Origin of the sequence: Telluria beijingensis (assembly GCF_030770395.1) — a bacterium.
GTDB lineage: Bacteria > Pseudomonadota > Gammaproteobacteria > Burkholderiales > Burkholderiaceae_D > Telluria > Telluria beijingensis.
In genome coordinates, this window is sequence record NZ_CP132480.1 from 2172707 (window position 1) to 2193232 (window position 20526).

Genomic DNA, 20526 nt, shown 5'->3' on the forward strand with positions numbered 1-20526 from the left:
ATAATGAAGTATATAACGAATAACCGTATGGGAAGCAAATACGCATGAGCACGGATGACAAGCGCATCGCGCTGCAGGGCCAGGTCTGGATGACGGTCGGCGGCGAGCACCTGGGCGGCAGCAACCGTGTCGAACTGCTCGCGGCGGTCGGGCAACTGGGCTCGATCACCGGCGCGGCCAAGGCCGTGGGCCTGAGCTACAAGGCGGCCTGGGACGCGATCGACACGATGAACAATCTCGCCGGGGAGGCGCTGGTCGAGCGCGTTACCGGCGGCAAGGGCGGCGGCGGCACGCGCCTGACGGCGCGCGGCCGGCAGCTGGTGGACAATTTCAGGACGATCGAACAGGTGCACCGTGATTATCTCGAACGACTCGACCTCCAGGCCGGCGCGGTGGCCGACGATCTCGCACTGTTCACGAGGTTCAGGATGAGGACCAGTGCACGCAACCAGTTCTTTGGCACGGTGTCTCGAGTGACGCGGGGAGCGGTCAACGACGAGGTCACGCTCGACATCGCGGGCGGGCAAACCATCGTCGCGATCGTCACGCGCGAGAGCGCGGAGAGCCTGGGCCTGGCGCCGGGACGGCAGGCGTTTGCGCTCATCAAGTCGTCGTCGGTGATCGTCATGACCGGCGCGGATGGCGCGCGACTGTCGGCGCGTAACCAGCTGCAGGGGCAGGTCGCGCGGCTGATGCGCGGCGCGGTCAATTCCGAAGTGGTGATCGCGCTGGCGGGTGGCGGCAGCGTGGCGGCAACGATCACCAACGAGAGCGTGGATGCGCTGGGCATTGCAGAAGGGGCGGCAGCGACCGCGCTGTTCAAGGCCTCGAGCGTGATCCTGGGCGTGCCCGACTGACGGCGCGTGACAAAATCTGTTGCTTGCCTGTGTGCCGACAAGATCGAAAACTCAACCATGCAGATGGCCTGCTTTCGGCCAAAAGCGGAACTTCGCTCAACAGAACGTCTATTTGGAGGATGCCTACTTGGATTTGCTAAGAATTCTTGCTCTTGTTTTTGTCGTCTTCATTGGCATTCCGAACCAGATCATCGATTACAAGCATCGTAAGCGAAAGTTATATGAGCACGGGAATGCTTGGGCCTACTACACGAAGCTGAGCAAGGAAGGTAACTGGGAAGGCCGCTTCATGATGTGGTCGGGATATTTAGGTATCTATTTTATTTTTGGAGCAATCGGCTACACGTTCTACCTGCTAGTGCGGTAGAAAACTCCGAAAAAACGTCTGCTAGGGTTGGATCCGACCCTTCGTAACAGTCGGCGATTTTTTCGGCCCTGACGACCTGCTATGCTTGAGCTAGAGGGCCGCCTTCGGCCATGACCGAATATACCTGAGACATGAGACTTGAGCTGATCACTCCTTTTGATGCTTGCATATTCGAACGAGTCTTGCCGTTGACTGAAGCTGTGTATGGCTTGCACGAGGCGGGACAGGACTATGCAGAGACGCTTAAACAGCTGTCACTTTTAACCGGCCGTGTAGTCGGAAAAAACGATGTCCTTGGCGCGTTTGGCTCGATCGGGGCTGACGAGTTTGCAAAGCGTTTGACGATGGACTGGAACGCGATACCAACGAACCTTTCAGACTTGGAGCTACTGGAGTTAATCAATGCGATCTGCGAGGGACAGGGCAAAGCCATGACCCTCGAATACTGGATCGAGACCCTCGCGCTGAATACTGGCGATGACAAGGTTTCTGACCTCATTTATTGGCCAGAACAATACCTTGGCGGCGGCTACGATGGACACGAGCTGACGCCAGCTGAGATATTGGACATCGCCCTTACTAAGCGGCGTTCAGCAGAAAATCAGTCCTAGCCCACACCGAGGCCGCGTTACGGTTCGAACTGGGCTGCGTCCGCTTTGGGCCGGTTGCAGTCCTCTCCTTGAACTGCTCCGGCCAGAAACGGACGTCGAAAAAATCGAATCAACACGACCGATCGATCGGAAGAGCTATGGAAATATCTATACCTATCGAGCTTCCGTTTACACGTGACTCGGCAATTCGTGTGCTTGCCTGGGGCGCTGATCCAGACACCAGCCCCTATAGCCACAAGCAGATTGCCGAGTGGTGTGATCGTTTCTGGTGTCGGTATCGGGACATCGATGCTGAGCCAGCAATAGTAAAGTTGCTTCTCGTGTTAACCGATGTCGATACGCAGTGGGAGCTCTATTTGGTGAACACGTACTCGATTGACGAGCTACGTTCGAGATCATTTGAAGGCGAGACGATGCCTGTGCAATGGTTTCGCGACTGGCTTGAGGAAGTCGAGAAGTAGCGCATCGAAGGTCCACTCCGGGGCAAATTGGTTGCAGTTATGTACGAGGCGCCGCTTGATGAGACATCGCGCTAGCGTCGGTGGCGCTGGCATGCCCAACGGTTTTGCCGTGCGCACCACGGCCAACTACTGGCCGCACAGTTGTTGCACCGCCACGAGGCGCGGTGGCGGATCGCAGCGGCACAGGCACAGGTCGCCATCCAGCGCATACTGGCGGCCGTCGTGGCGCGCCGGCAGGTGCGGGCCGTCGAGGCCGATGATGCCGGTCGAGCCGCAGGCAGGGCAGGCCACCTGGTCGCCTTCTAGCGCGACCTTGACGCCGTCGAGCGCCAGTAGCGAGCTGGCCGAGGTCACGGTGCCGCCGGCCGTCGTCGATGCGCCAAGCGTGATGTAGTAGCGCTTTGCCATGTCCGCTCCTTGAATGCAAGGTTGCAGCATAAGGATGGACCGGTTGGCCAGTCTTGACAACCAATAAGTGTGGCGCAGCGTGAGGCAGACGTAAAAAAGCCCCGCGCATGACGCGGGGCCACAGGCTACGCAAGCTGCGCCGGATTACTTGTCCGTCACCGTGAACGCACCATACGGCTTGAGCTGCTCATCGAGCTTCGATGGATCGCCCACCACCACGATCGACTGGTTCTCGGGCGCGAAATACTTCTTCGCCACCGTGCGCACCTGTTCCGGCGTGACCTTCTGGATCTTCGGCACGTACTCGCCCAGGAACTCGGGCGGCAGGCCGACCAGCCAGTTGGCGGCCAGGGTGCTGGCGACTGAACGCTGCAGCTGGTTGCTGAGCAGGTAGCCGCCCGCGACGTAGCGCTTGTTCATGTCCATTTCCTTCGCCGGCACCGTTTCGCTGCCGATGCGCTTGTACTCCTTGAAGTATTCTTCCAGCGAGGCGCCGGTGACTTCGTTGCGCACGTCGGCGCCGCCCACCATCATGCCGCCCGCACGGCTCATGCGCGCGCCGGCCGACGCGCCGTAGGTGTAACCCTTTTCCTCGCGCAGATTGGTGTTGATGCGGCTCGAGAAGCCGCCGCCCAGGATGGTGCTGGTCAGGCGCAGTGGAATCTGGTCGGCCGCGCTGGCCGCGATGCCGGGGCTGCCCAGGCGCAGGGTCGACTGCACGCTGCCGTCGCGCTTGAGCAGCACGCGCGCCGGCTTCACGCCGGTGGCAACGACCGGGGTGTCCGGCAGCGCCGTGCCGCTGGCCTTCCAGTCGCCGAAGGCAGCCTTGGCCAGTTTCATTGCCTCGGCTTCGCTGATGCGGCCGGTGATCACCAGCAGCGCGCGGTCGGGGCGGAAGCGCTTCGCGTGTTCGGCGCGCAGCATGTCGGCGGTGACGGCATTGATCGACTCGACCGTCGGGTCGGTGCGGCCATACGGATGGTCGGCATACACCGCCTTCTTGATCGCGCGTTCGGCGCGGAAGCCGGGCTGGGTCTCGGAGACGCGTAGCGCCTGCAGCGCATTGGCCTTGGCCAGCGCCACTTCGTTTTCGGGGAAGGACGGCTGGCGCGCGATTTCCGCCATCAGGTTCATCATGGCCGGCGCCTGCGAGGCGAGGGCGTTGGCGAACAGCGTGATGCCGTCGGCGGCCGGGCCGGCGGCCACTTCGCCGCCCATGCCCTGGGCTGCTTCGGCGATGGCGCGCGAGTCGCGCTTGGCCGTGCCTTCGTTGAGCATCCCGGCCAGCATCGAAGCAAAGCCGCTCTGGGTCGCGGAGTCGGCCGCGAAGCCGGCGCCGCGCACGGCCAGCACATAGTCCACGCGCGGCAGGCCGTCGCGCGGCACGACCCACACGGTCAGGCCGTTGGGCAGGGTTTGCCGGGCGATCTTCGGCGCCGGGATCGATTTTTCCTGGCCGTAGGCGGGCATGCCTTTCGGCGTGGCGACGTCGGCCGAATGCGCCGCCGGCGCGAAGGCCAGCGCGATGGCAAGTGCGAGCATCAGTTTATTCATTTCGCGCTCCTTGGTTGGTGGCGCCGGCAGGCGCATTGTTGGGGGCTGCCGCGGTCTTGGCGGCGTCGATCATCGCGGCCGGCTTGCGGTCGATGACGGTGCGGTTGGTCGGCACCAGGTAGGTCTTGACCGCGCGCTGGATGTCGCTTGACGTCACGCCTTCGATCCAGCCCGGGATCTTGTTGACGACATTGGCGTCGCCCCACAGTACCTGCAGCTTGGCCATGGTGTCGGCGCGGTTTACGAAGCTTTCCAGCTTGTTGTTCCAGTCGGCCAGCATGCGCGTCTTGACGCGCTTGAGGGTGGCGTCGTCGACGCCGTCCTTCGCGATCTTCGCGATCTCTTCGTCCATCGCCTTGAGCACGGCGTCGGCGCTGCTGTCCGGCTTGTACAGCGCGAACACGGTCATCAGGGTCGGGCCGTTGTACTCCCACGGGCTGGTGAGGCCGAACATGGTGTCGACATTGAGGGCGATCTCGCGGCCCTTGACCAGGCCCTGGTAGAACAGCGAGGCGTCGCCGCCGCCCAGCAGCTCGGCCAGCACCGCGATCGGCGCCTGGTCGCGGCTGCCGCGTTCCGGCACCTTCCAGGCCGCCGCGATGGCCGGCACCTGGGCCAGGGCGTCGCTCTGCTCGAGGCGCTTCTCGGCGGTGTTGAGCGGCTCCGAGAAATCGGTCCCTTTCGGTACCGGGCGCGCGGGAATCGCGCCGAAGTATTTCTGGGCCAGGGCGAAGCCCTGCTGCGGCGTGATGTCGCCGGCGATCGCCAGCACTGCGTTATTGGGGCCGTAGTAGTCGCGGTGGAAGGCGCGCACGTCGTCCAGGCTGGCGTTTTCCAGGTCTTCGAAGCTGCCGTAGCCGTCGTGGTTGTTCTCCCATTTCTGGAAGGCGTGCTGGCTGATGTCGATCCACATGAAGCCGCCGTAGGGCTGGTTCTTCACATTCACGCGGATCTCTTCCTTGACCACGTCCTGCTGGTTCTTGAGCGTGGTCGGATTGAAGTCGAGGGTCTTCATGCGGTCCGCTTCCAGCCACAGGATCGGCTCCAGGCTCGAGGCCGGGGCGGTTTCGATGTAGTTGGTGAAGTCGGGCCGGGTCGAGCCGTTGTTCCAGCCGCCGCCGGCGGTGATGGTGGTGTCGAACACGCCCTTCGGCGCGTTCGGCGTGCCCTGGAACATCAGGTGCTCGAACAGGTGGGCGAAGCCGGTGCGGTTGCGCGGTTCGAGGCGCATGCCGACGTGGTAGACGACCGACACGCCGACGGTCGGCGAGCTGCGGTCTTCCGACACGATGACGGTCAGTCCGTTGTCGAGTTTCTTGGTATTGACCGGCAGGGTCCACTGGTCGGTCGAGGCGGCGAAGGCCGACATCGACAGGGTGAGCCCGGCCATCAGGACAGGTAATTGGCGCATGCGCATGGTGACCTCATTGATGAATGTTGGAGCGATGGCGCGAGGCCATCGGCGGATCATCTTAGCGCAATGACATGCAATTAAGTAACCCCTTTTTCTTGTCATAACGCACGGCCTGCCGATGTCATGCAGACGGCATCCATCCCGGGCGATTGCATTTCGGGCAGCGATTCGTGCAGTTCGTCGCATATGGCGTCGACCGGCCCGGCTTTCACGCTATAGTTGCAACATGACAAGTCCCGGCGCGAGGCCGGAACAAGAATTCACTGGAGAGAATGGATGAACCACCTGATCAAGCTGGGCGCCGCGGTTGCCTTGTTGGGCGTCTCGATCGGCATCGCCGGTGCCGCGCCGGAGACCGGCACCGAGACGCGCACGATCGACGCGCGCGTGGTGCGCGTCAAGCTCGAAGGGGTGGGCGACCTCCGGATCCGCCAGGGGACGACGCCGTCGCTGGTCCTCACCGGCGACGCGCGCCTGCTGTCGCGCACCACCACCGCGCAGCGCGGCGACACCCTCCAGATCGAGACCGAGGGCCGCAATTCCGGCTTCAGCTTCGGCCGCAGCTCCGGCCTGCAGGCCGAGCTGGTGCTGCCGAACCTGCGCGCGGTGTCGTCGGAAAGCGTCGGCTCCACCACGGTCACCGGGTTCGCCGGGGAAACACTGGAAATCAATCTCGATGGCGCCGGCTCGATGTCTGTATCATCGTCGGACTACCGTAATGTCAAGGCCAGCCTGGGCGGCGTCGGCAACCTCAAGATCCAGGGCGTCAACAGCGAGACGGTCGACCTGAGCCTGGGCGGCGCCGGCTACGTGACCCTGAGCGGGCGCAGCAAGCGCCTGCGGGCCGAGCTGGGCGGATTGGGCGGGCTCGACGCCCAGGCGTGCACGGTGGATGCGGTCACCCTCGACCTGTCGGGGCTCGGCAATGCCTCCGTCCACGCGCGCGACAGCGTCAACCTGGCGCTGTCGGGCATGGGCTCGGTGACGGTGTTCGGCAAGCCGGCCAACCGCAAGGTCGCCCTCGACGGCCTGGGCAAGGTCAACTGGAAGTAAGGACGCCCGCATCCCGGGAATATCGGAACGATCCAGATTCTGTGCACGAGACATGAAAAAAACACTCCTTGTGACGCTGCTTGCCATCGGCCTGCAATTCGGCCCGCAGACGAGCGCCCGGGCCGGCTTTGCGGAGGGCGCGAGCGCCTACAACGCCCGCAACTATGCATTGGCGCTGAAAGAAATCAGTCCGCTGGCCAGGGCCGGCAATCCGGACGCCCAGCACCTGCTGGGCCTGATGTACTACATGGGCCGCGGCGTCACGCGCGACTACAAGCAGGCCTTCGCCTGGCACCTCAAGGCGGCCGAGCAGGGCAAGGCCGACGCGCAATACGTGGTCGGCGCCATGTACTACACGGGCAACGCCGTGCCGCAGGACCAGAAGCACGCCGTGACCTGGTTCCGCAAGGCGGCCGAGCAGGGCCATGCCGAGGCCCAGCACGCGCTCGGCCTGATGTACCGCTATAACGTGGCCGGCGTGCCGCAGGATGCGGTGCTGGCCTATATGCTGTACAACCTGGCGGCCGCCGGCGGCCACCGCAACGCGGTCGACCAGCGCGCCGCGATCGCCAAGAAGATGACCCAGGAACAGGTTGAAGAAGCGCAGGCGCTGTCGCGCACCTGGAAGGTCGGCACGGCCTTGCCGACCGCGTCGAAGACGGGCGCCGGTATGTGATCTGGCGAACTGTGGCAGATGCTATTGCAGTCCAGCATGTGGGTGAACCCATGGACAGGAGGCTGCGATGGAACAGGTTGAATTGACGATGACGACCCAGGTGCCGGTATCCACCCAGGAGGCCTGGGCCTGGTCGACTTCGCTGAAAGGCGTGCGCGCCGAGATGCAGCCCCTGCTGAAGATCGTGTTCCCCAAGGGAATGAACGAAATCGGCGCCAACACCATGCTCGGCAAGCCGCTGGGCCGCTGCCAGTTCCTGCTGTTCGGCCTGTTTCCCGTCGATATGTCGAAGCTGACCTTCACCGAGATCGTGCCGGGCCGCCGCTTCGTCGAGCAGTCGCCGCTGCTGTCGATGCGCGCCTGGCGCCACGAGCGGGTGGTCACGCCGGCGGGCGACGGCCGCGGCGCCTGCGTCACCGACCGCCTGGCGTTTTCTCCCCGGTTCGCGACGCCGCTCGTGCGCGCCATGGTAAAGCTGTTGTTCGAGCATCGCCACAAGGTGCTGGCGCGCGCGCTGGGCGGCCAGCAGGTCGCGCCGGGCCGGGCCGGCATTGCGCCCGAAAAGGCGCGCCGCGACAGGTCCGCGTGGTAGGCTTCGGCTTCTGACCACTCGCACGCGCCTGTCAATACGGTGGCGGCGGCACTATGGAGCTTGTATGTTGATTGCCACTCACGGCGGCAAATTCCACGCGGACGATGCGTGGGCGGTCGCCGTCCTGAAGGTGCTGTTCCCCGACGCGGACATCGTCCGCACCCGCGAACAGGCCAGGATCGATGCCGCCGACTTCGCGATCGACGTCGGCGGGGTCTGGGACCCGGCCTCGGGCCGCTTCGACCACCACCAGAAGGAATTCGACGCCACCCGCGGCTCGGGCGTGCCCTATGCCAGCGCCGGCCTGGTGTGGCGCGAGTACGGCGCGCAATGCGTCGCCGCCCTGGCCGAGCGCCATACCGGCGAGCGCCTGGCCGACGACACGGCCCAGCAGATCGCCTATGCGATCGATGCCGATATCGTGCAATACCTCGATTTATCCGACGTGGGCGTCGCCAGGAACGCACCCGGCAGCTATGGGCTGTCGGCGGTAGTGTCTGGCTTCAATCCGGGCTGGCTCGACGAGCAGCGCCTGGGCTACGGCGAAGCGGTAGACACCTACCGCATGGGCCAGTTCATGCGCGCGCTGGAATTCCTGACCGACATCATGGGCAATGCCGTGCGCTACCGCGTGGGCGCCATGCTGGCCGTGACCCAGGTGCGCCAGGCCGAGGTGCTCGAAGACGGCAAGCTTTTATTCCTCAAGAACGCTGCTCTCCCCTGGAGCAGCGTGGTGCGCAAGGAAATGCCGAAGATCCTGTTCGTCATCAGCCACAGCCTGACCGAGCAGCGCTACATCCTGCACACGGTGCCGGTCGATACCGAAAGCTTCGACGCCCGGGCCGACCTGCCGGCCTCCTGGGCCGGCCTGCGCGATGCAGAACTGGCGGCCGTGACCGGCGTCGAGGATGCCGTGTTCTGCCATACCGGCCTGTTCATCGCCGCCGCCCGCAGCTATGAAGGCATCCGCAGCATGGCGCGCCAGGCGCTCGATGCGGTAGCGCAGTAAGGCAGATCGAGACGGTCTCCCGTACAATTGCGGTTTTAGTAACACGGGAGCAACACCAATGCGCGCCATCGAAATCACCCAGCCCGGCAAGCCGGACGTCCTGCAATTGTGCGAACGCCCGACCCCGGTCCTGAAGGCCGGCGAAGTATTGATCAAGGTCCATGCCGCCGGCATCAACCGCCCTGACGTGCTGCAGCGCCTGGGTAAATACCCGGTGCCGTCCGGCGCGTCCGACTTGCCCGGCCTCGAAGTGGCGGGCGAGATCGTCGACGGCGACCTGGCCGGCAGTAATTTTACAAAGGGCGACCTGGTGTGCGCGCTGGTGCAGGGCGGCGGCTATGCCGAATACTGCGCGGCGCCGCTCGACCAATGCCTGCCGGTGCCTCAAGGCCTGAGCACGCTCGAAGCGGCTACCTTGCCCGAAACTTATTTCACGGTGTGGAGCAATGTCTTCGACCGCGCACGCCTGGCCGACGGCGAAAGCCTGCTGGTGCAGGGCGGCAGCTCGGGCATCGGCGTGACCGCGATCCAGCTGGCGAAGGCGCTGGGCCACCGCGTGTTCGCCACCGCCGGCAGCGCGGACAAATGCCGCGCCGTCGAGGCGCTCGGCGCCGAACGCGGCATCAACTACCGCGACGAGGATTTCGCCGCCGTGGTCAAGGAACTAACGGGCGGCAAAGGTGTCGACGTCATTCTCGATATGGTGGCGGGAGATTATGTGGCGCGCGAGATCGATTGCCTGGCCGACGACGGCCGCCTGGTCGTGATCGCATTGCTGGGCGGCGCGCGCGCCGACCTCGACATGGGCCAGGTGCTGCGCCGGCGCCTGCACATCACGGGCTCGACCCTGCGTCCGCGTCCGGTGGCGTTCAAGGCCGCCATCGCGCGCCAGCTCCGTGAACACGCGTGGCCGCTGTTCGCGCAAGGGAAGATCAAGCCGGTGATCCACCAGGTATTCCCGCTCGAACAGGCAGCCCAGGCGCATGCCTTGATGGAATCGAGCACCCACGTCGGCAAGATCGTCCTGCAGGTGCGGGAAGAGTGACAAATTAAAACACGATAGAACGCGCGCCGGCAGGGCCAGGACGGCCCCGCCACGGCGCATCCGGAGGCGGCCCGAAGGCGGCTTGACAGCCCAGCCTTTGTTTGACCGCCATATGATCGACCGCTAGAATAGCGGGTTATTTGACATGGGGTAGTATGCGTCCCAAACTCGTCGTAGGTAACTGGAAGATGAATGGCAGCCGCGCAGGCAATGCGCAGCTGCTGCAAGGCATTCTCGCTGGATTGAACGACCAGGGCGCCGCTTGCGCCGTGTGCGTGCCGGCGCCGTACTTGTTCCAGTGCGAACAACTTCTCGCGGGCAGCGCGATGGCCTGGGGCGCGCAAGACGTCGCGACCGAGCCCTGCGGCGCCTTCACCGGTGAAGTATGTTCCTCGATGCTGCAGGATTTCGGCTGTCGTTACGTGATCGTGGGTCACTCCGAACGCCGCGCCTACCATGGCGAATCGAATGAACTGGTGGCAGCCAAGGCCAAGGCGGCGCTGGATGCCGGGCTGACTCCGATCGTCTGTGTCGGCGAAACGCTGGCCCAGCGCGAGGCGGGCGCCACCCAGGACGTGGTTGGCGCCCAACTGGACGCGGTGCTGGAAGTGGTGGGCGCCGATGCCGTGCCCAGGCTGGTGCTGGCCTACGAGCCGGTATGGGCGATCGGCACCGGCAAGACGGCGACGCCGGCGATGGCGCAAGAGGTACATGCCTTCCTGCGTCAAAAACTGCGCGACTGCAACGCCGGCGCGGCCGAAAACGTACAAATCCTTTACGGCGGCAGCATGAAGCCGGAGAATGCAGGCGATCTGATGGCGCAAGCGGATATCGATGGCGGTTTGATCGGTGGGGCGGCGCTAAAGTCGACTGATTTTCTCGGGATTATCGGGGCGGCCCCGAAAACTGTATAAAAACTGTCTCAAAGCATCACGAATTTTCGAATCTTTTGAAAATAAGAAATTTAAAAACGTTGTATTAAACCTTGGAATGGAATTGCAATGATCTGGTTCAATTTGATTATCGTCGTGCAGGTTGTTTCGGCCCTGGCCATTATCGGCCTGGTGCTGATGCAGCACGGTAAGGGCGCCGACATGGGCGCCGCCTTCGGTTCGGGCGCCTCGGGCAGCCTGTTCGGCGCCTCGGGTTCGTCGAACTTCCTGTCGAAGTCGACCGCCGTGGCGGCCGCGATCTTCTTCGGCTCGACTCTGGCCCTGGCCTATATCGGCAACAGCGGCGCCAGTGGCGAGAGCGGCGGCGGCGTCATGGGCCGCGTGACCGTGCCGTCGAGCCAGGCGCCAGCTACCGGCATCCCTGGCGGCGCGCCTGCGCAGACCGCGCCGGCCGACGTGCCGACCCTGCCGGCCGGCAGCGCCGCACCGGCCGACGCCGTGCCTGCAACCCCGGCACCTGCAGCGCCAGCCCCGGCAACCCCGGCGCCAGCCACGCCAGCCCAGTAAGACCGTTGCGGCGCGGCACCCGCGCCACACTTGCTCCTCAAAAACGCGCCGTTCTACGGCGCGTTGTCGTTTTTAGGCGTAGAATGCGGCGGCGCGTGGCGAGTGTAGTAAGCCATCCGGTGCTTGACCTTTGGAATATTGACGCACGACCTGTTTTGCAATGCTGTCCTGTCGGTGAGAATAATTGATGAGCCATCGATTATTTGGCGATACAAGGCAAAAAAATCGCAAATATCCTTGTGATTACGCAATTTGAGCATTGAAAAGACATGCTAAGGCAGGTTAAAATACTGGTCTCCAGCCGACGTGGTGAAATTGGTAGACACGCTATCTTGAGGGGGTAGTGGCGCAAGCTGTGCGAGTTCGAGTCTCGCCGTCGGCACCAAAATTTAGAAAGAGCCAGCAAGGGCGCACGGGTTTTTCCTCATGCCTGAGCTGGCTTTTTCACGAGGATCGTCGTCCGGTCCTGGTGGCAGGCTTGAAGCCAGGTTCGCACGATTCGGTGCTGCATCCCCGCAGTATTCCATTAACCGATCGTTCAGAAAGCTTCATCGTGAACCTCGAGAATTATCTCCCCGTCCTACTCTTTATCCTGGTTGGCATCGGCGTCGGTGTCGCCCCGCAGGTGCTCGGCCGCCTGCTCGGGCCGCACAAGCCCGACGATGCCAAGCTGTCCCCGTATGAATGCGGCTTCGAAGCCTTCGAAGACGCGCGCATGAAGTTCGACGTCAGGTACTACCTGATCGCGATCCTGTTTATTTTGTTTGATCTGGAAACGGCATTCTTCTTCCCATGGGGCGTCTCGATGCGCGAGCTGGGTTGGACCGGTTTCATCACGATGATGGTGTTCATCGCCGAGTTCGTGGTCGGTTTCTGGTACATCTGGAAGAAAGGTGCCCTTGATTGGGAATAAGCCATGGCAATTGAAGGCGTATTAAACGAAGGTTTCATCACCACCACAGCCGACAAGCTGATCAACTGGGCGCGCACGGGGTCGATGTTCCCGATGACGTTCGGTCTGGCCTGCTGCGCGGTCGAGATGATGCACGTGGGCGCGGCCCGCTACGACATGGACCGCTTCGGTATCGTGTTCCGTCCATCGCCACGTCAGTCCGACGTGATGATCGTCGCCGGCACCCTGTGTAACAAGATGGCGCCGGCGCTACGCAAGGTCTACGACCAGATGGCCGAACCGCGCTGGGTGATCTCGATGGGTTCCTGTGCCAACGGCGGCGGCTACTACCACTACTCGTATTCGGTAGTGCGCGGCTGCGATCGCATCGTCCCGGTCGATGTGTACGTGCCAGGCTGCCCGCCGACTGCCGAAGCACTGCTGTACGGCATCATGCAGCTCCAGAACAAGATCAAGCGCACCAATACCATCGCGCGCTAAAAACGGACGGCGTACTCCATGACGACAAAACTCGAGACCCTTGAACTCGCCCTGAAAAATGCATTGGGCGAGGGCGCTGCCATTTCCGCGGCGCTGGGCGAAGTGACGGTGGTGGTCAAGGCCGCGGACTACATCAAGACGATGCAGACGCTGCGCGACGACCGCACCCTGGCATTCGAACAGATGATCGACCTGTGCGGCGTCGACTATTCGACCTATGGCGAAGGCACCTATGAGGGCCCGCGCTTTGCGGTCGTGGTGCACCTGCTGTCGATCGAGAAGAACTGGCGCGTGCGCGTGCGCGTGTTCTGCCCGGACGACGAGATGCCTCTTGTCGAGACGATCACCCCGATCTGGCGCGCCGCCAACTGGTTCGAGCGCGAAGCGTTCGACATGTATGGCATCCTGTTCGAAGGCCACGGCGACCTGCGCCGCATCCTGACCGACTACGGCTTCATCGGCCACCCGTTCCGCAAGGACTTCCCGATCTCGGGCTACGTCGAAATGCGCTACGACCCGGAACAGAAACGCGTGATCTACCAACCCGTCACGATCGAGCCGCGCGAGAACATCCCGCGCGTGATTCGCGAAGAGACCTACGGGACGAAATAATGGCTGAGCTTAAGAACTACACCCTGAACTTTGGTCCGCAGCACCCGGCAGCGCACGGCGTGCTGCGTCTGGTGCTCGAACTCGACGGCGAGGTGATCCAGCGCGCCGACCCGCACATCGGCCTGCTGCACCGCGGCACCGAGAAGCTGGCCGAAACCCGCACCTACCTGCAGTCGGTGCCGTACATGGACCGCCTCGACTACGTGTCGATGATGTGCAACGAGCACGGCTATGTGCTGGCGATCGAAAAGCTGCTCGGCATCGAAGCGCCGATCCGCGCCCAGTACATCCGCACGATGTTCGACGAGATCACCCGCATCCTGAACCACCTGATGTGGCTGGGCGCGCACGCGCTGGACATCGGCGCCATGGGCCCGTTCCTGTACTGCTTCCGCGACCGCGAAGACCTGTTCGACGTCTATGAAGCCGTGTCGGGCGCGCGCATGCACGCAGCTTACTATCGTCCGGGCGGCGTGTACCGCGACCTGCCGGACACCATGCCGCAACACAAGCAGTCGCCGATCCGCAGCGCCAAGGCGATCGCCGAGCTGAACGAACACCGCCAGGGTTCGGTCATCGACTTCCTCGATGCCTTCACCAAGCGCTTCGACGGCTATGTCGACGAATACGAAACCCTCTTGACCGACAACCGTATCTGGAAGCAGCGTACGGTCGGCATCGGTGTCGTGTCGCCGGAAGACGCGAAAGCCATGGGCTTCACCGGCGCCATGCTGCGCGGCTCGGGCATCGCCTGGGACCTGCGCAAGCACCAGCCTTACGCCGCCTACGACAAGGTCGAGTTCGACATCCCGGTCGGCACCAATGGCGACTCCTACGACCGCTACCTCGTGCGCGTGGAAGAACTGCGCCAGTCGAACCGCATCATCAAGCAGTGCCTGGCCTGGCTGCGCGCCAACCCGGGCCCGGTGATGATCGACAATAACAAGATCGCGCCGCCAAACCGGATGGACATGAAGTCCAATATGGAATCGCTGATCCACCACTTCAAGTTGTTCACCGAAGGCTTCCACGTCCCCGAGGGCGAGGCCTATGCCGCGGTCGAGCACCCGAAGGGCGAGTTCGGCATCTATATCGTCTCCGACGGCGCCAACAAGCCATACCGCCTGAAAATCCGCACCCCGGACTACGTCCACCTGCAGAGCCTCGACGAGATGGCACGCGGCCACATGATCGCTGACGCGGTGGCCATCATCGGTACCCAGGACATCGTGTTCGGCAGTATCGACCGGTAATAAGAGGGCAGAGAAAAACTATGTTATCCGCGCAGTGCTATCAAAAAATCGATCGCGAGCTGGCCAAGTACCCAGCCGATCAACGCCAGTCGGCCGTGATGGCTTCGCTGGCCCATGCCCAGGTCGAACTGGGCTGGCTGTCGCCTGAAACGATGCAAGAGATTGCCGACTACATCGGCATGCCGGCCATCGCCGTGCAGGAAGTGGCGACTTTCTACAATATGTTCAACATCAAGCCGGTCGGCAAGCACAAGATCACCGTGTGCACCAACCTGCCATGCGCGCTGTCAGGCGGCGAGCACGCGGCCCAGCGCATCAAGGACGCGCTCGGCATCGACTTCCGCGACACCACCGAAGACGGCAAATTCACGCTGATGGAAGGCGAGTGCATGGGCGCTTGCGGCGACGCACCGGTCATGCTGGTGAACAACCACCGCATGTGTTCGTTCATGAGCGACGCCAAGATCGACGCCCTGCTTGAGGAACTGAACAAATGACCAGCCTGCACGACCGTCACATCAAACCGCTGATCCTCGCCGACCTGAATGGCGAGAACTGGCACCTGGCCGACTACGTCAAGCGTGGCGGCTATTCGGCGCTGCGCCGCATCATCGAAGAAAAGATCACCCCCGAGCAGATCATCGCCGACATGAAGGCCTCGGGCCTGCGTGGCCGCGGCGGCGCCGGTTTCCCGACTGGCCTCAAGTGGAGCTTCATGCCGCGCCAGTTCCCGGGCCAGAAATACCTCGTCTGCAATACTGACGAAGGCGAGCCGGGCACGTTCAAGGACCGCGACATCATCCGCTACAACCCGCATTCGCTGATCGAAGGCATGGCCATCGGCGCCTACGCGATGGGCATCACCGTGGGTTACAACTACATCCACGGCGAGATCTTCGAAGACTACCTGCGTTTCGAAGAAGCGCTGGAAGAAGCGCGCGCGGCCGGCTTCCTGGGCGATAACATCCTGGGTTCGACTTTCTCGTTCCAGCTGCACGCCCACCACGGCTACGGCGCCTATATCTGCGGCGAAGAAACCGCGCTGCTCGAGTCGCTGGAAGGCAAGAAGGGCCAGCCGCGCTTCAAGCCGCCATTCCCGGCCTCGTTCGGACTGTATGGCAAGCCGACCACGATCAACAACACCGAAACGTTCGCGGCGGTCCCGTTCATCCTGAACATCGGCGCCGAGAACTACATGGCGCTGGGCAAGCCGAACAACGGCGGCACCAAGATCTTCTCGATCTCGGGCGACGTCGAGCGTCCAGGCAACTACGAAGTCCCGTTGGGCACGCCATTCGCGACCCTGATGGAACTGGCGGGCGGCATGCGCGGCGGCAAGAAGATCAAGGCCGTCATTCCTGGCGGTTCGTCGGCGCCTGTCGTGCCGGGCGATCTCATGATGCAGACCGACCTCGATTACGATTCGATCGCCAAAGCCGGCTCGATGCTGGGTTCGGGCGCCGTCATCGTCATGGACGAGACCCGCTGCATGGTCAAGTCGCTGCTGCGCCTGTCGTACTTCTATTACGAAGAATCGTGCGGCCAGTGCACCCCGTGCCGTGAAGGCACCGGCTGGATGTACCGCATGGTCCACCGCATCGAGAACGGCCAGGGTCGTCCGGAAGACATGGATCTGCTGAACAACATCGCCGACAACATCAAGGGCCGCACCATTTGCGCGCTCGGCGATGCGGCCGCGATGCCAGTCCAGGCGATGATCAAGCACTTCCGCCAGGAATTTGAATATCACATCGAGCACAAGCACTGCCTCGTGCCCGCATACCTTTAAACCAGGTCAGGTAACGATCAAATGGTTGAAATCGAATTAGACGGCAAGAAAGTCGAAGTCCCACCGGGTTCCATGGTGATGGACGCCGCAAACAAACTCGGCACCTATATTCCGCACTTCTGCTATCACAAGAAATTGTCGATCGCAGCGAACTGCCGCATGTGCCTGGTCGAAGTGGAAAAGGCGCCGAAGCCGCTGCCAGCATGCGCCACGCCAGTGTCGCCCGGCATGATCGTGCGCAGCCACAGCGACAAGGCCGTGCAGGCCCAGAAGTCGGTGATGGAATTCCTGCTCATTAACCACCCGCTGGATTGCCCGATCTGCGACCAGGGCGGCGAATGCCAGCTGCAGGACCTGGCCGTCGGCTACGGCAAGAGCGGTTCGCGCTACGAAGAAGAAAAACGCGTGGTGGCCCCGAAAGAAGCGGGCCCGCTGATCTCGATGGAAGAGATGTCGCGCTGCATCCAGTGCACCCGTTGCGTGCGTTTCGGCCAGGAAGTGGCCGGCGTCATGGAATTCGGCATGCTGGGCCGCGGCGAGCATTCCGAGATCACGACTTTTGTCGGCAAGACCGTCGACTCGGAAGTGTCGGGCAATATGATCGACCTGTGCCCGGTCGGCGCGCTGACCAGCAAGCCATTCCGCTACTCGGCACGTCCATGGGAACTGCAGCGCCGCAAGTCGGTGTCGCCGCACGATTCGCTGGGCGCCAACCTGATCGTCCAGGTCAAGGGCGGTAAAGTCATGCGCGTGCTGCCGCTTGAGAACGAAGCGGTCAACGAGTGCTGGATTTCGGATAAAGAGCGTTTCTCGTACGAAGCGCTGGACAATGCCGACCGCCTCACCAAGCCAATGATCAAGCAGGATAGCAAGTGGATCGAGACCGAGTGGTCGACGGCCCTCGAATACGTTGCCCACGGCCTGCGCAATATCCGCCACGAGCACGGCGCCGACAGCCTCGCGGCCGTCGCCACCGCCCACTCGACCGTGGAAGAACTGTACCTGCTGAATAAAGCCTTCCGTGGCTTCGGTTCGGAGAACGTCGATTTCCGCCTGCGCCAGAGCGATTTCGCCCTGGACGGCCAGGTCACGCCATGGCTCGGCATGCCGATCGCGCAACTGTCGAACCTGAAGCGCGCGCTGGTCATCGGTTCGTTCCTGCGCAAGGATCACCCGCTGGTCGCTACTCGCCTGCGCGCCGCTACCAAGGCCGGCCTGCGCCTGTCGCTGCTGGGTGGTTCGGACGACGAGCTGCTGATGAAAGTCGCCCACAAGCTGACCGCGGCGCCAAGCGACTGGCTGGTCGCGCTGTCGGAAGTCGTGGTCGCCATCGCTGCCGACAAGAACATCGCTGTCCCGACCGGTTTCGAAGGCATCGAGGCATCGGATATCGCCCGCGCGATCGCCGCCTCGCTGGTCGTCGTCGGTGACGTCGACGTGCCAGGCGCCATCCTGCTGGGCAACGCTGCCGCACAACACCCGCAAGCCTCGAAGATCCACGCCGCCGCGCAGTGGATCGCCGAGCAGACCGGCTGCTCGTTCGGCTACCTGGTCGACGCCGCCAACTCGGTCGGCGGTCACCTGGTCGGCGCGACCTCGGGCAAGAAAGAATCGTTGTTCGACACGCCGAAGAAAGCCTATGTGCTGCTGAACGCGGAACCGGAACTCGATGCGGCCAACCCGCAGCAAGCCGTCGCCGCCCTGAACGGCGCGGAGATGGTCGTCGCGATGTCGGCCTTCAAGCACGGCATGGATTACGCCGACGTGCTGCTGCCGATCGCGCCGTTCTCGGAAACCTCGGGCACGTTCGTGAACTGCGAAGGCCGCGCACAGAGCTTCAACGGCACCGTGCGTCCGCTGGGCGACGCCCGTCCAGCCTGGAAAGTGCTGCGCGTGCTGGGCAACCTGCTGGGCCTGACCGGCTTCGACTACGAGACCTCGGAATCGATCCGCGACGAAGCCTTCGGCAAGGGCAATACCGATCTGTCGGCCAAGCTGAACAACAAGGCGAATGTCGCCCTGACCGTGGGTTCGTACGCTCCTGCCGGCCAACTCGAGCGCCTGACCGATGTGCCGGTGTACTTCACCGACGCGCTGTCGCGTCGTTCGGAACCACTGCAGCGCACCGCCGACGCCAATGCGCCGCTGGTCACGCTGTCGAAAGCGGTCGCCGAATCGATCGGCGTTGCCGCTGGCGACAAGGTCAAAGTGACCCAGGGTAGCGGCTCGGCCGTCCTGGTCGCCGACGTCGACAAGACCCTGCCGTCGAACGCGGTGCGTGTCGCCGCCGGCCATCCGGCAGTAAGCACGCTGGGCGCCATGTTCGGTTCCATCCAAGTTGAAAAAGCAGGGGAGGGCAAGTAATGGCAACGCCTGGTTATATCGATTCATTTACCGCTGGCGGCGCTGAACTGCTCGGTCCGGTCTGGCCGCTGGTCTGGACCATCCTGAAAATCGTCGCCGTCGTGGCGCCGCTGATGATCGCGATCGCCTACGCCACGCTGTGGGAGCGCAAGTTCATCGGCTGGATCCAGATCCGTATCGGCCCGAACCGTGTCGGTCCCGGCGGCCTGCTGCAGCCGATGGCCGACGGCCTGAAGCTCCTGATCAAGGAAATCGTCATCCCGGCCAAGGCGAACCGCAACCTGTTCGTCATTGGCCCGATCATGACCATCATGCCGGCGCTGGCCGCCTGGTCGGTGGTGCCGTTCGGCCCGCAATTCGCGCTGGCCGACGTCAACGCGGGCGTGCTGCTGCTGCTGGCGATCACCTCGGTCGAAGTCTACGGCATCATCATCGCCGGCTGGGCCTCGAACTCGAAGTACTCGTTCATGGGCGCGATGCGCGCCTCGGCCCAGATGATCTCGTACGAAATCCCGATGGGCTTCGTGCTGGTGGTCGTGCTGATGGTGTCGGGCACCCTGAACCTGTCGGGCATCGTCGCCGGCCAGCAGATGGGCATGTTCGCCGACATGGGCCTGAACTTCCTGTCGTGGAACTGGCTGCCGCTGTTCCCGCTGTTCATCATCTACCTCGTGTCGGGCCTGGCCGAATGCGGCCGTCACCCGTTCGACGTGATCGAAGGCGAATCCGAAATCGTGGCCGGCCACATGGTCGAATACTCGGGCATGTCGTACGCGATGTTCATGCTGGCCGAATACGGCAACATGATCCTGATCGGTACCCTGGCGTCGCTGTTCTTCCTGGGTGGCTGGTCGGCGCCGTTCGCCTTCCTCGACTTCGATGGCGTGCTCGGCGGCCTGGTGGGCTTCTTCTGGCTGTTCCTGAAAACCTTCGCCTTCGTGACCTTCTTCATCTGGGTGCGCGGTACCTTCCCACGCTACCGCTATGACCAGATCATGCGTTTGGGCTGGAAAGTGTTCATCCCGCTGACCCTGATCTGGCTGGTCGTCGTCGCCGTCTGGATGCAGACGCCGTGGAATATTTGGATGTAAGGAACGGACATGTCACGAATGAAAGAAATCCTCGGCAGCTTGATGCTGACCGAGTTGATCAAGGGCTTGGCCCTGACCGGGAAATATGCGCTGTCGCGCAAGATCACGGTCCAGTACCCGGAAGAAAAGACCCCGATGTCGAACCGGTTCCGTGGCCTGCATGCGCTGCGTCGCTACCCCAACGGGGAAGAGCGCTGCATCGCCTGCAAGCTGTGCGAAGCGGTGTGCCCGGCCATGGCGATCACGATCGAGTCGGCGCAGCGCGATGACGGCACCCGCCGCACCACGCGCTACGACATCGACCTGACCAAGTGCATCTTCTGCGGCTTCTGCGAAGAATCGTGCCCGGTCGACTCGATCGTGGAAACCCACGTGCTGGAATACCACGGCGAGAAACGCGGCGATCTCTACTACACCAAAGAGATGCTGCTCGCCGTCGGCGACCGCTACGAAGCCGACATCGCCGCCGCCCGCGAGGCGGATGCGAAGTACCGCTAATAACAAAAGGGTCCTGGGT

The 20526-nt window shown here is 63.0% G+C and carries 21 protein-coding genes and 1 tRNA gene; 19 read left to right on the forward strand and 3 right to left on the reverse strand.

All coding sequences use genetic code 11. The features are described from left to right. Positions 1-44: 44 nt before the first annotated feature. Complete coding sequence (locus Q9246_RS09645; protein WP_306397299.1) at positions 45-857, forward strand: TOBE domain-containing protein; 813 nt, start codon at positions 45-47, stop codon at positions 855-857. 498 nt (positions 858-1355) lie between these two features. After that, positions 1356-1835 carry a hypothetical protein gene (locus Q9246_RS09650; RefSeq protein ID WP_306397301.1) on the forward strand — a complete coding sequence of 160 codons (480 nt, stop codon included), beginning with the start codon at positions 1356-1358 and terminating at the stop codon, positions 1833-1835. A 587-nt stretch (positions 1836-2422) separates the two neighbouring features. Here the strand turns inward: Q9246_RS09650 and Q9246_RS09655 are convergent. From Q9246_RS09655 to Q9246_RS09665, 3 genes are all read right to left on the reverse strand, one after another. Further along, positions 2423-2704, reverse strand: a complete 282-nt coding sequence (locus Q9246_RS09655; RefSeq protein ID WP_306397302.1) for a PAAR domain-containing protein — start codon at positions 2702-2704, stop codon at positions 2423-2425. Between the two features lie 144 nt (positions 2705-2848). Further along, positions 2849-4258 (reverse strand): M16 family metallopeptidase, encoded by a 1410-nt coding sequence (locus tag Q9246_RS09660; RefSeq protein ID WP_306397303.1) that lies wholly within the window; start codon positions 4256-4258, stop codon positions 2849-2851. Beyond that, complete coding sequence (locus Q9246_RS09665; protein WP_306397305.1) at positions 4251-5669, reverse strand: M16 family metallopeptidase; 1419 nt, start codon at positions 5667-5669, stop codon at positions 4251-4253. The genes Q9246_RS09660 and Q9246_RS09665 overlap by 8 nt, the downstream gene beginning before the upstream one ends. A 279-nt stretch (positions 5670-5948) precedes the next feature. Here Q9246_RS09665 and Q9246_RS09670 point away from each other — a divergent pair, with 279 nt between their 5' ends. The 17 genes from Q9246_RS09670 (at position 5949) to nuoI (ending at position 20507) form a co-directional block, all read left to right on the forward strand. Continuing rightward, positions 5949-6725, forward strand: coding sequence for a GIN domain-containing protein (locus tag Q9246_RS09670; RefSeq protein WP_306397307.1), 777 nt, complete (start codon positions 5949-5951; stop codon positions 6723-6725). Between the two features lie 52 nt (positions 6726-6777). Next, positions 6778-7401 carry a tetratricopeptide repeat protein gene (locus tag Q9246_RS09675; RefSeq protein ID WP_306397308.1) on the forward strand — a complete coding sequence of 208 codons (624 nt, stop codon included), beginning with the start codon at positions 6778-6780 and terminating at the stop codon, positions 7399-7401. A gap of 67 nt (positions 7402-7468) precedes the next feature. Next, positions 7469-7993, forward strand: coding sequence for an SRPBCC family protein (locus Q9246_RS09680; protein WP_306397310.1), 525 nt, complete (start codon positions 7469-7471; stop codon positions 7991-7993). Between the two features lie 64 nt (positions 7994-8057). Beyond that, a complete protein-coding gene (locus tag Q9246_RS09685; protein ID WP_306397312.1) occupies positions 8058-9002 on the forward strand; it encodes an MYG1 family protein in 945 nt (314 codons plus the stop codon). 58 nt (positions 9003-9060) lie between these two features. Then, positions 9061-10047: an NAD(P)H-quinone oxidoreductase gene (locus tag Q9246_RS09690; RefSeq protein ID WP_306397313.1), complete on the forward strand. Its 987-nt coding sequence runs from the start codon at positions 9061-9063 to the stop codon at positions 10045-10047. A gap of 155 nt (positions 10048-10202) precedes the next feature. After that, positions 10203-10961 (forward strand): triose-phosphate isomerase, encoded by a 759-nt coding sequence (tpiA, locus tag Q9246_RS09695; protein WP_306397314.1) that lies wholly within the window; start codon positions 10203-10205, stop codon positions 10959-10961. Between the two features lie 87 nt (positions 10962-11048). Next, the gene (secG, locus tag Q9246_RS09700) at positions 11049-11507 is read left to right on the forward strand and encodes a preprotein translocase subunit SecG (protein ID WP_306397315.1); all 459 of its coding nucleotides are present in this window, start codon (positions 11049-11051) and stop codon (positions 11505-11507) included. Between the two features lie 300 nt (positions 11508-11807). After that, positions 11808-11892, forward strand: a tRNA-Leu gene (locus tag Q9246_RS09705). Positions 11893-12060: 168 nt separating this feature from the next. After that, positions 12061-12420: an NADH-quinone oxidoreductase subunit A gene (locus Q9246_RS09710; protein WP_109347068.1), complete on the forward strand. Its 360-nt coding sequence runs from the start codon at positions 12061-12063 to the stop codon at positions 12418-12420. A gap of 3 nt (positions 12421-12423) precedes the next feature. Further along, positions 12424-12900, forward strand: coding sequence for a NuoB/complex I 20 kDa subunit family protein (locus tag Q9246_RS09715; protein ID WP_005666428.1), 477 nt, complete (start codon positions 12424-12426; stop codon positions 12898-12900). Between the two features lie 18 nt (positions 12901-12918). After that, positions 12919-13512 carry an NADH-quinone oxidoreductase subunit C gene (locus tag Q9246_RS09720; protein ID WP_306397316.1) on the forward strand — a complete coding sequence of 198 codons (594 nt, stop codon included), beginning with the start codon at positions 12919-12921 and terminating at the stop codon, positions 13510-13512. Continuing rightward, complete coding sequence (locus Q9246_RS09725; protein ID WP_109347070.1) at positions 13512-14765, forward strand: NADH-quinone oxidoreductase subunit D; 1254 nt, start codon at positions 13512-13514, stop codon at positions 14763-14765. Before Q9246_RS09720 ends, Q9246_RS09725 begins: the two co-directional genes overlap by 1 nt. Positions 14766-14785: 20 nt before the next feature. After that, positions 14786-15262 carry an NADH-quinone oxidoreductase subunit NuoE gene (gene nuoE / locus Q9246_RS09730; RefSeq protein WP_306397320.1) on the forward strand — a complete coding sequence of 159 codons (477 nt, stop codon included), beginning with the start codon at positions 14786-14788 and terminating at the stop codon, positions 15260-15262. Continuing rightward, positions 15259-16554, forward strand: coding sequence for an NADH-quinone oxidoreductase subunit NuoF (nuoF, locus tag Q9246_RS09735; RefSeq protein WP_306397322.1), 1296 nt, complete (start codon positions 15259-15261; stop codon positions 16552-16554). The genes nuoE and nuoF overlap by 4 nt, the downstream gene beginning before the upstream one ends. Positions 16555-16575: 21 nt before the next feature. Next, positions 16576-18918: an NADH-quinone oxidoreductase subunit NuoG gene (gene nuoG / locus Q9246_RS09740; protein WP_306397324.1), complete on the forward strand. Its 2343-nt coding sequence runs from the start codon at positions 16576-16578 to the stop codon at positions 18916-18918. Continuing rightward, a complete protein-coding gene (gene nuoH / locus Q9246_RS09745) occupies positions 18918-20009 on the forward strand; it encodes an NADH-quinone oxidoreductase subunit NuoH (protein WP_306397326.1) in 1092 nt (363 codons plus the stop codon). Before nuoG ends, nuoH begins: the two co-directional genes overlap by 1 nt. A gap of 9 nt (positions 20010-20018) precedes the next feature. After that, positions 20019-20507 carry an NADH-quinone oxidoreductase subunit NuoI gene (nuoI, locus tag Q9246_RS09750; protein WP_005666441.1) on the forward strand — a complete coding sequence of 163 codons (489 nt, stop codon included), beginning with the start codon at positions 20019-20021 and terminating at the stop codon, positions 20505-20507. Positions 20508-20526 lie beyond the last annotated feature (19 nt).

Excerpts from the sequence above, each read along its gene's own strand:
- nuoF (WP_306397322.1), top strand. The coding sequence starts at position 15,259 with ATGACCAGCCTGCACGACCGTCACATCAAACCGCTGATCCTCGCCGAC.
- Q9246_RS09645 (WP_306397299.1), top strand. The coding sequence starts at position 45 with ATGAGCACGGATGACAAGCGCATCGCGCTGCAGGGCCAGGTCTGGATG.
- secG (WP_306397315.1), top strand. The coding sequence starts at position 11,049 with ATGATCTGGTTCAATTTGATTATCGTCGTGCAGGTTGTTTCGGCCCTG.
- Q9246_RS09675 (WP_306397308.1), top strand. The coding sequence starts at position 6,778 with ATGAAAAAAACACTCCTTGTGACGCTGCTTGCCATCGGCCTGCAATTC.
- nuoE (WP_306397320.1), top strand. The coding sequence starts at position 14,786 with ATGTTATCCGCGCAGTGCTATCAAAAAATCGATCGCGAGCTGGCCAAG.
- Q9246_RS09725 (WP_109347070.1), top strand. The coding sequence starts at position 13,512 with ATGGCTGAGCTTAAGAACTACACCCTGAACTTTGGTCCGCAGCACCCG.
- Q9246_RS09680 (WP_306397310.1), top strand. The coding sequence starts at position 7,469 with ATGGAACAGGTTGAATTGACGATGACGACCCAGGTGCCGGTATCCACC.
- Q9246_RS09665 (WP_306397305.1), bottom strand. The coding sequence starts at position 5,669 with ATGCGCCAATTACCTGTCCTGATGGCCGGGCTCACCCTGTCGATGTCG.
- Q9246_RS09660 (WP_306397303.1), bottom strand. The coding sequence starts at position 4,258 with ATGAATAAACTGATGCTCGCACTTGCCATCGCGCTGGCCTTCGCGCCG.
- Q9246_RS09685 (WP_306397312.1), top strand. The coding sequence starts at position 8,058 with ATGTTGATTGCCACTCACGGCGGCAAATTCCACGCGGACGATGCGTGG.
- nuoH (WP_306397326.1), top strand. The coding sequence starts at position 18,918 with ATGGCAACGCCTGGTTATATCGATTCATTTACCGCTGGCGGCGCTGAA.
- Q9246_RS09690 (WP_306397313.1), top strand. The coding sequence starts at position 9,061 with ATGCGCGCCATCGAAATCACCCAGCCCGGCAAGCCGGACGTCCTGCAA.
- Q9246_RS09650 (WP_306397301.1), top strand. The coding sequence starts at position 1,356 with ATGAGACTTGAGCTGATCACTCCTTTTGATGCTTGCATATTCGAACGA.
- tpiA (WP_306397314.1), top strand. The coding sequence starts at position 10,203 with ATGCGTCCCAAACTCGTCGTAGGTAACTGGAAGATGAATGGCAGCCGC.
- nuoG (WP_306397324.1), top strand. The coding sequence starts at position 16,576 with ATGGTTGAAATCGAATTAGACGGCAAGAAAGTCGAAGTCCCACCGGGT.
- Q9246_RS09655 (WP_306397302.1), bottom strand. The coding sequence starts at position 2,704 with ATGGCAAAGCGCTACTACATCACGCTTGGCGCATCGACGACGGCCGGC.
- Q9246_RS09670 (WP_306397307.1), top strand. The coding sequence starts at position 5,949 with ATGAACCACCTGATCAAGCTGGGCGCCGCGGTTGCCTTGTTGGGCGTC.
- nuoI (WP_005666441.1), top strand. The coding sequence starts at position 20,019 with ATGTCACGAATGAAAGAAATCCTCGGCAGCTTGATGCTGACCGAGTTG.
- Q9246_RS09720 (WP_306397316.1), top strand. The coding sequence starts at position 12,919 with ATGACGACAAAACTCGAGACCCTTGAACTCGCCCTGAAAAATGCATTG.
- Q9246_RS09715 (WP_005666428.1), top strand. The coding sequence starts at position 12,424 with ATGGCAATTGAAGGCGTATTAAACGAAGGTTTCATCACCACCACAGCC.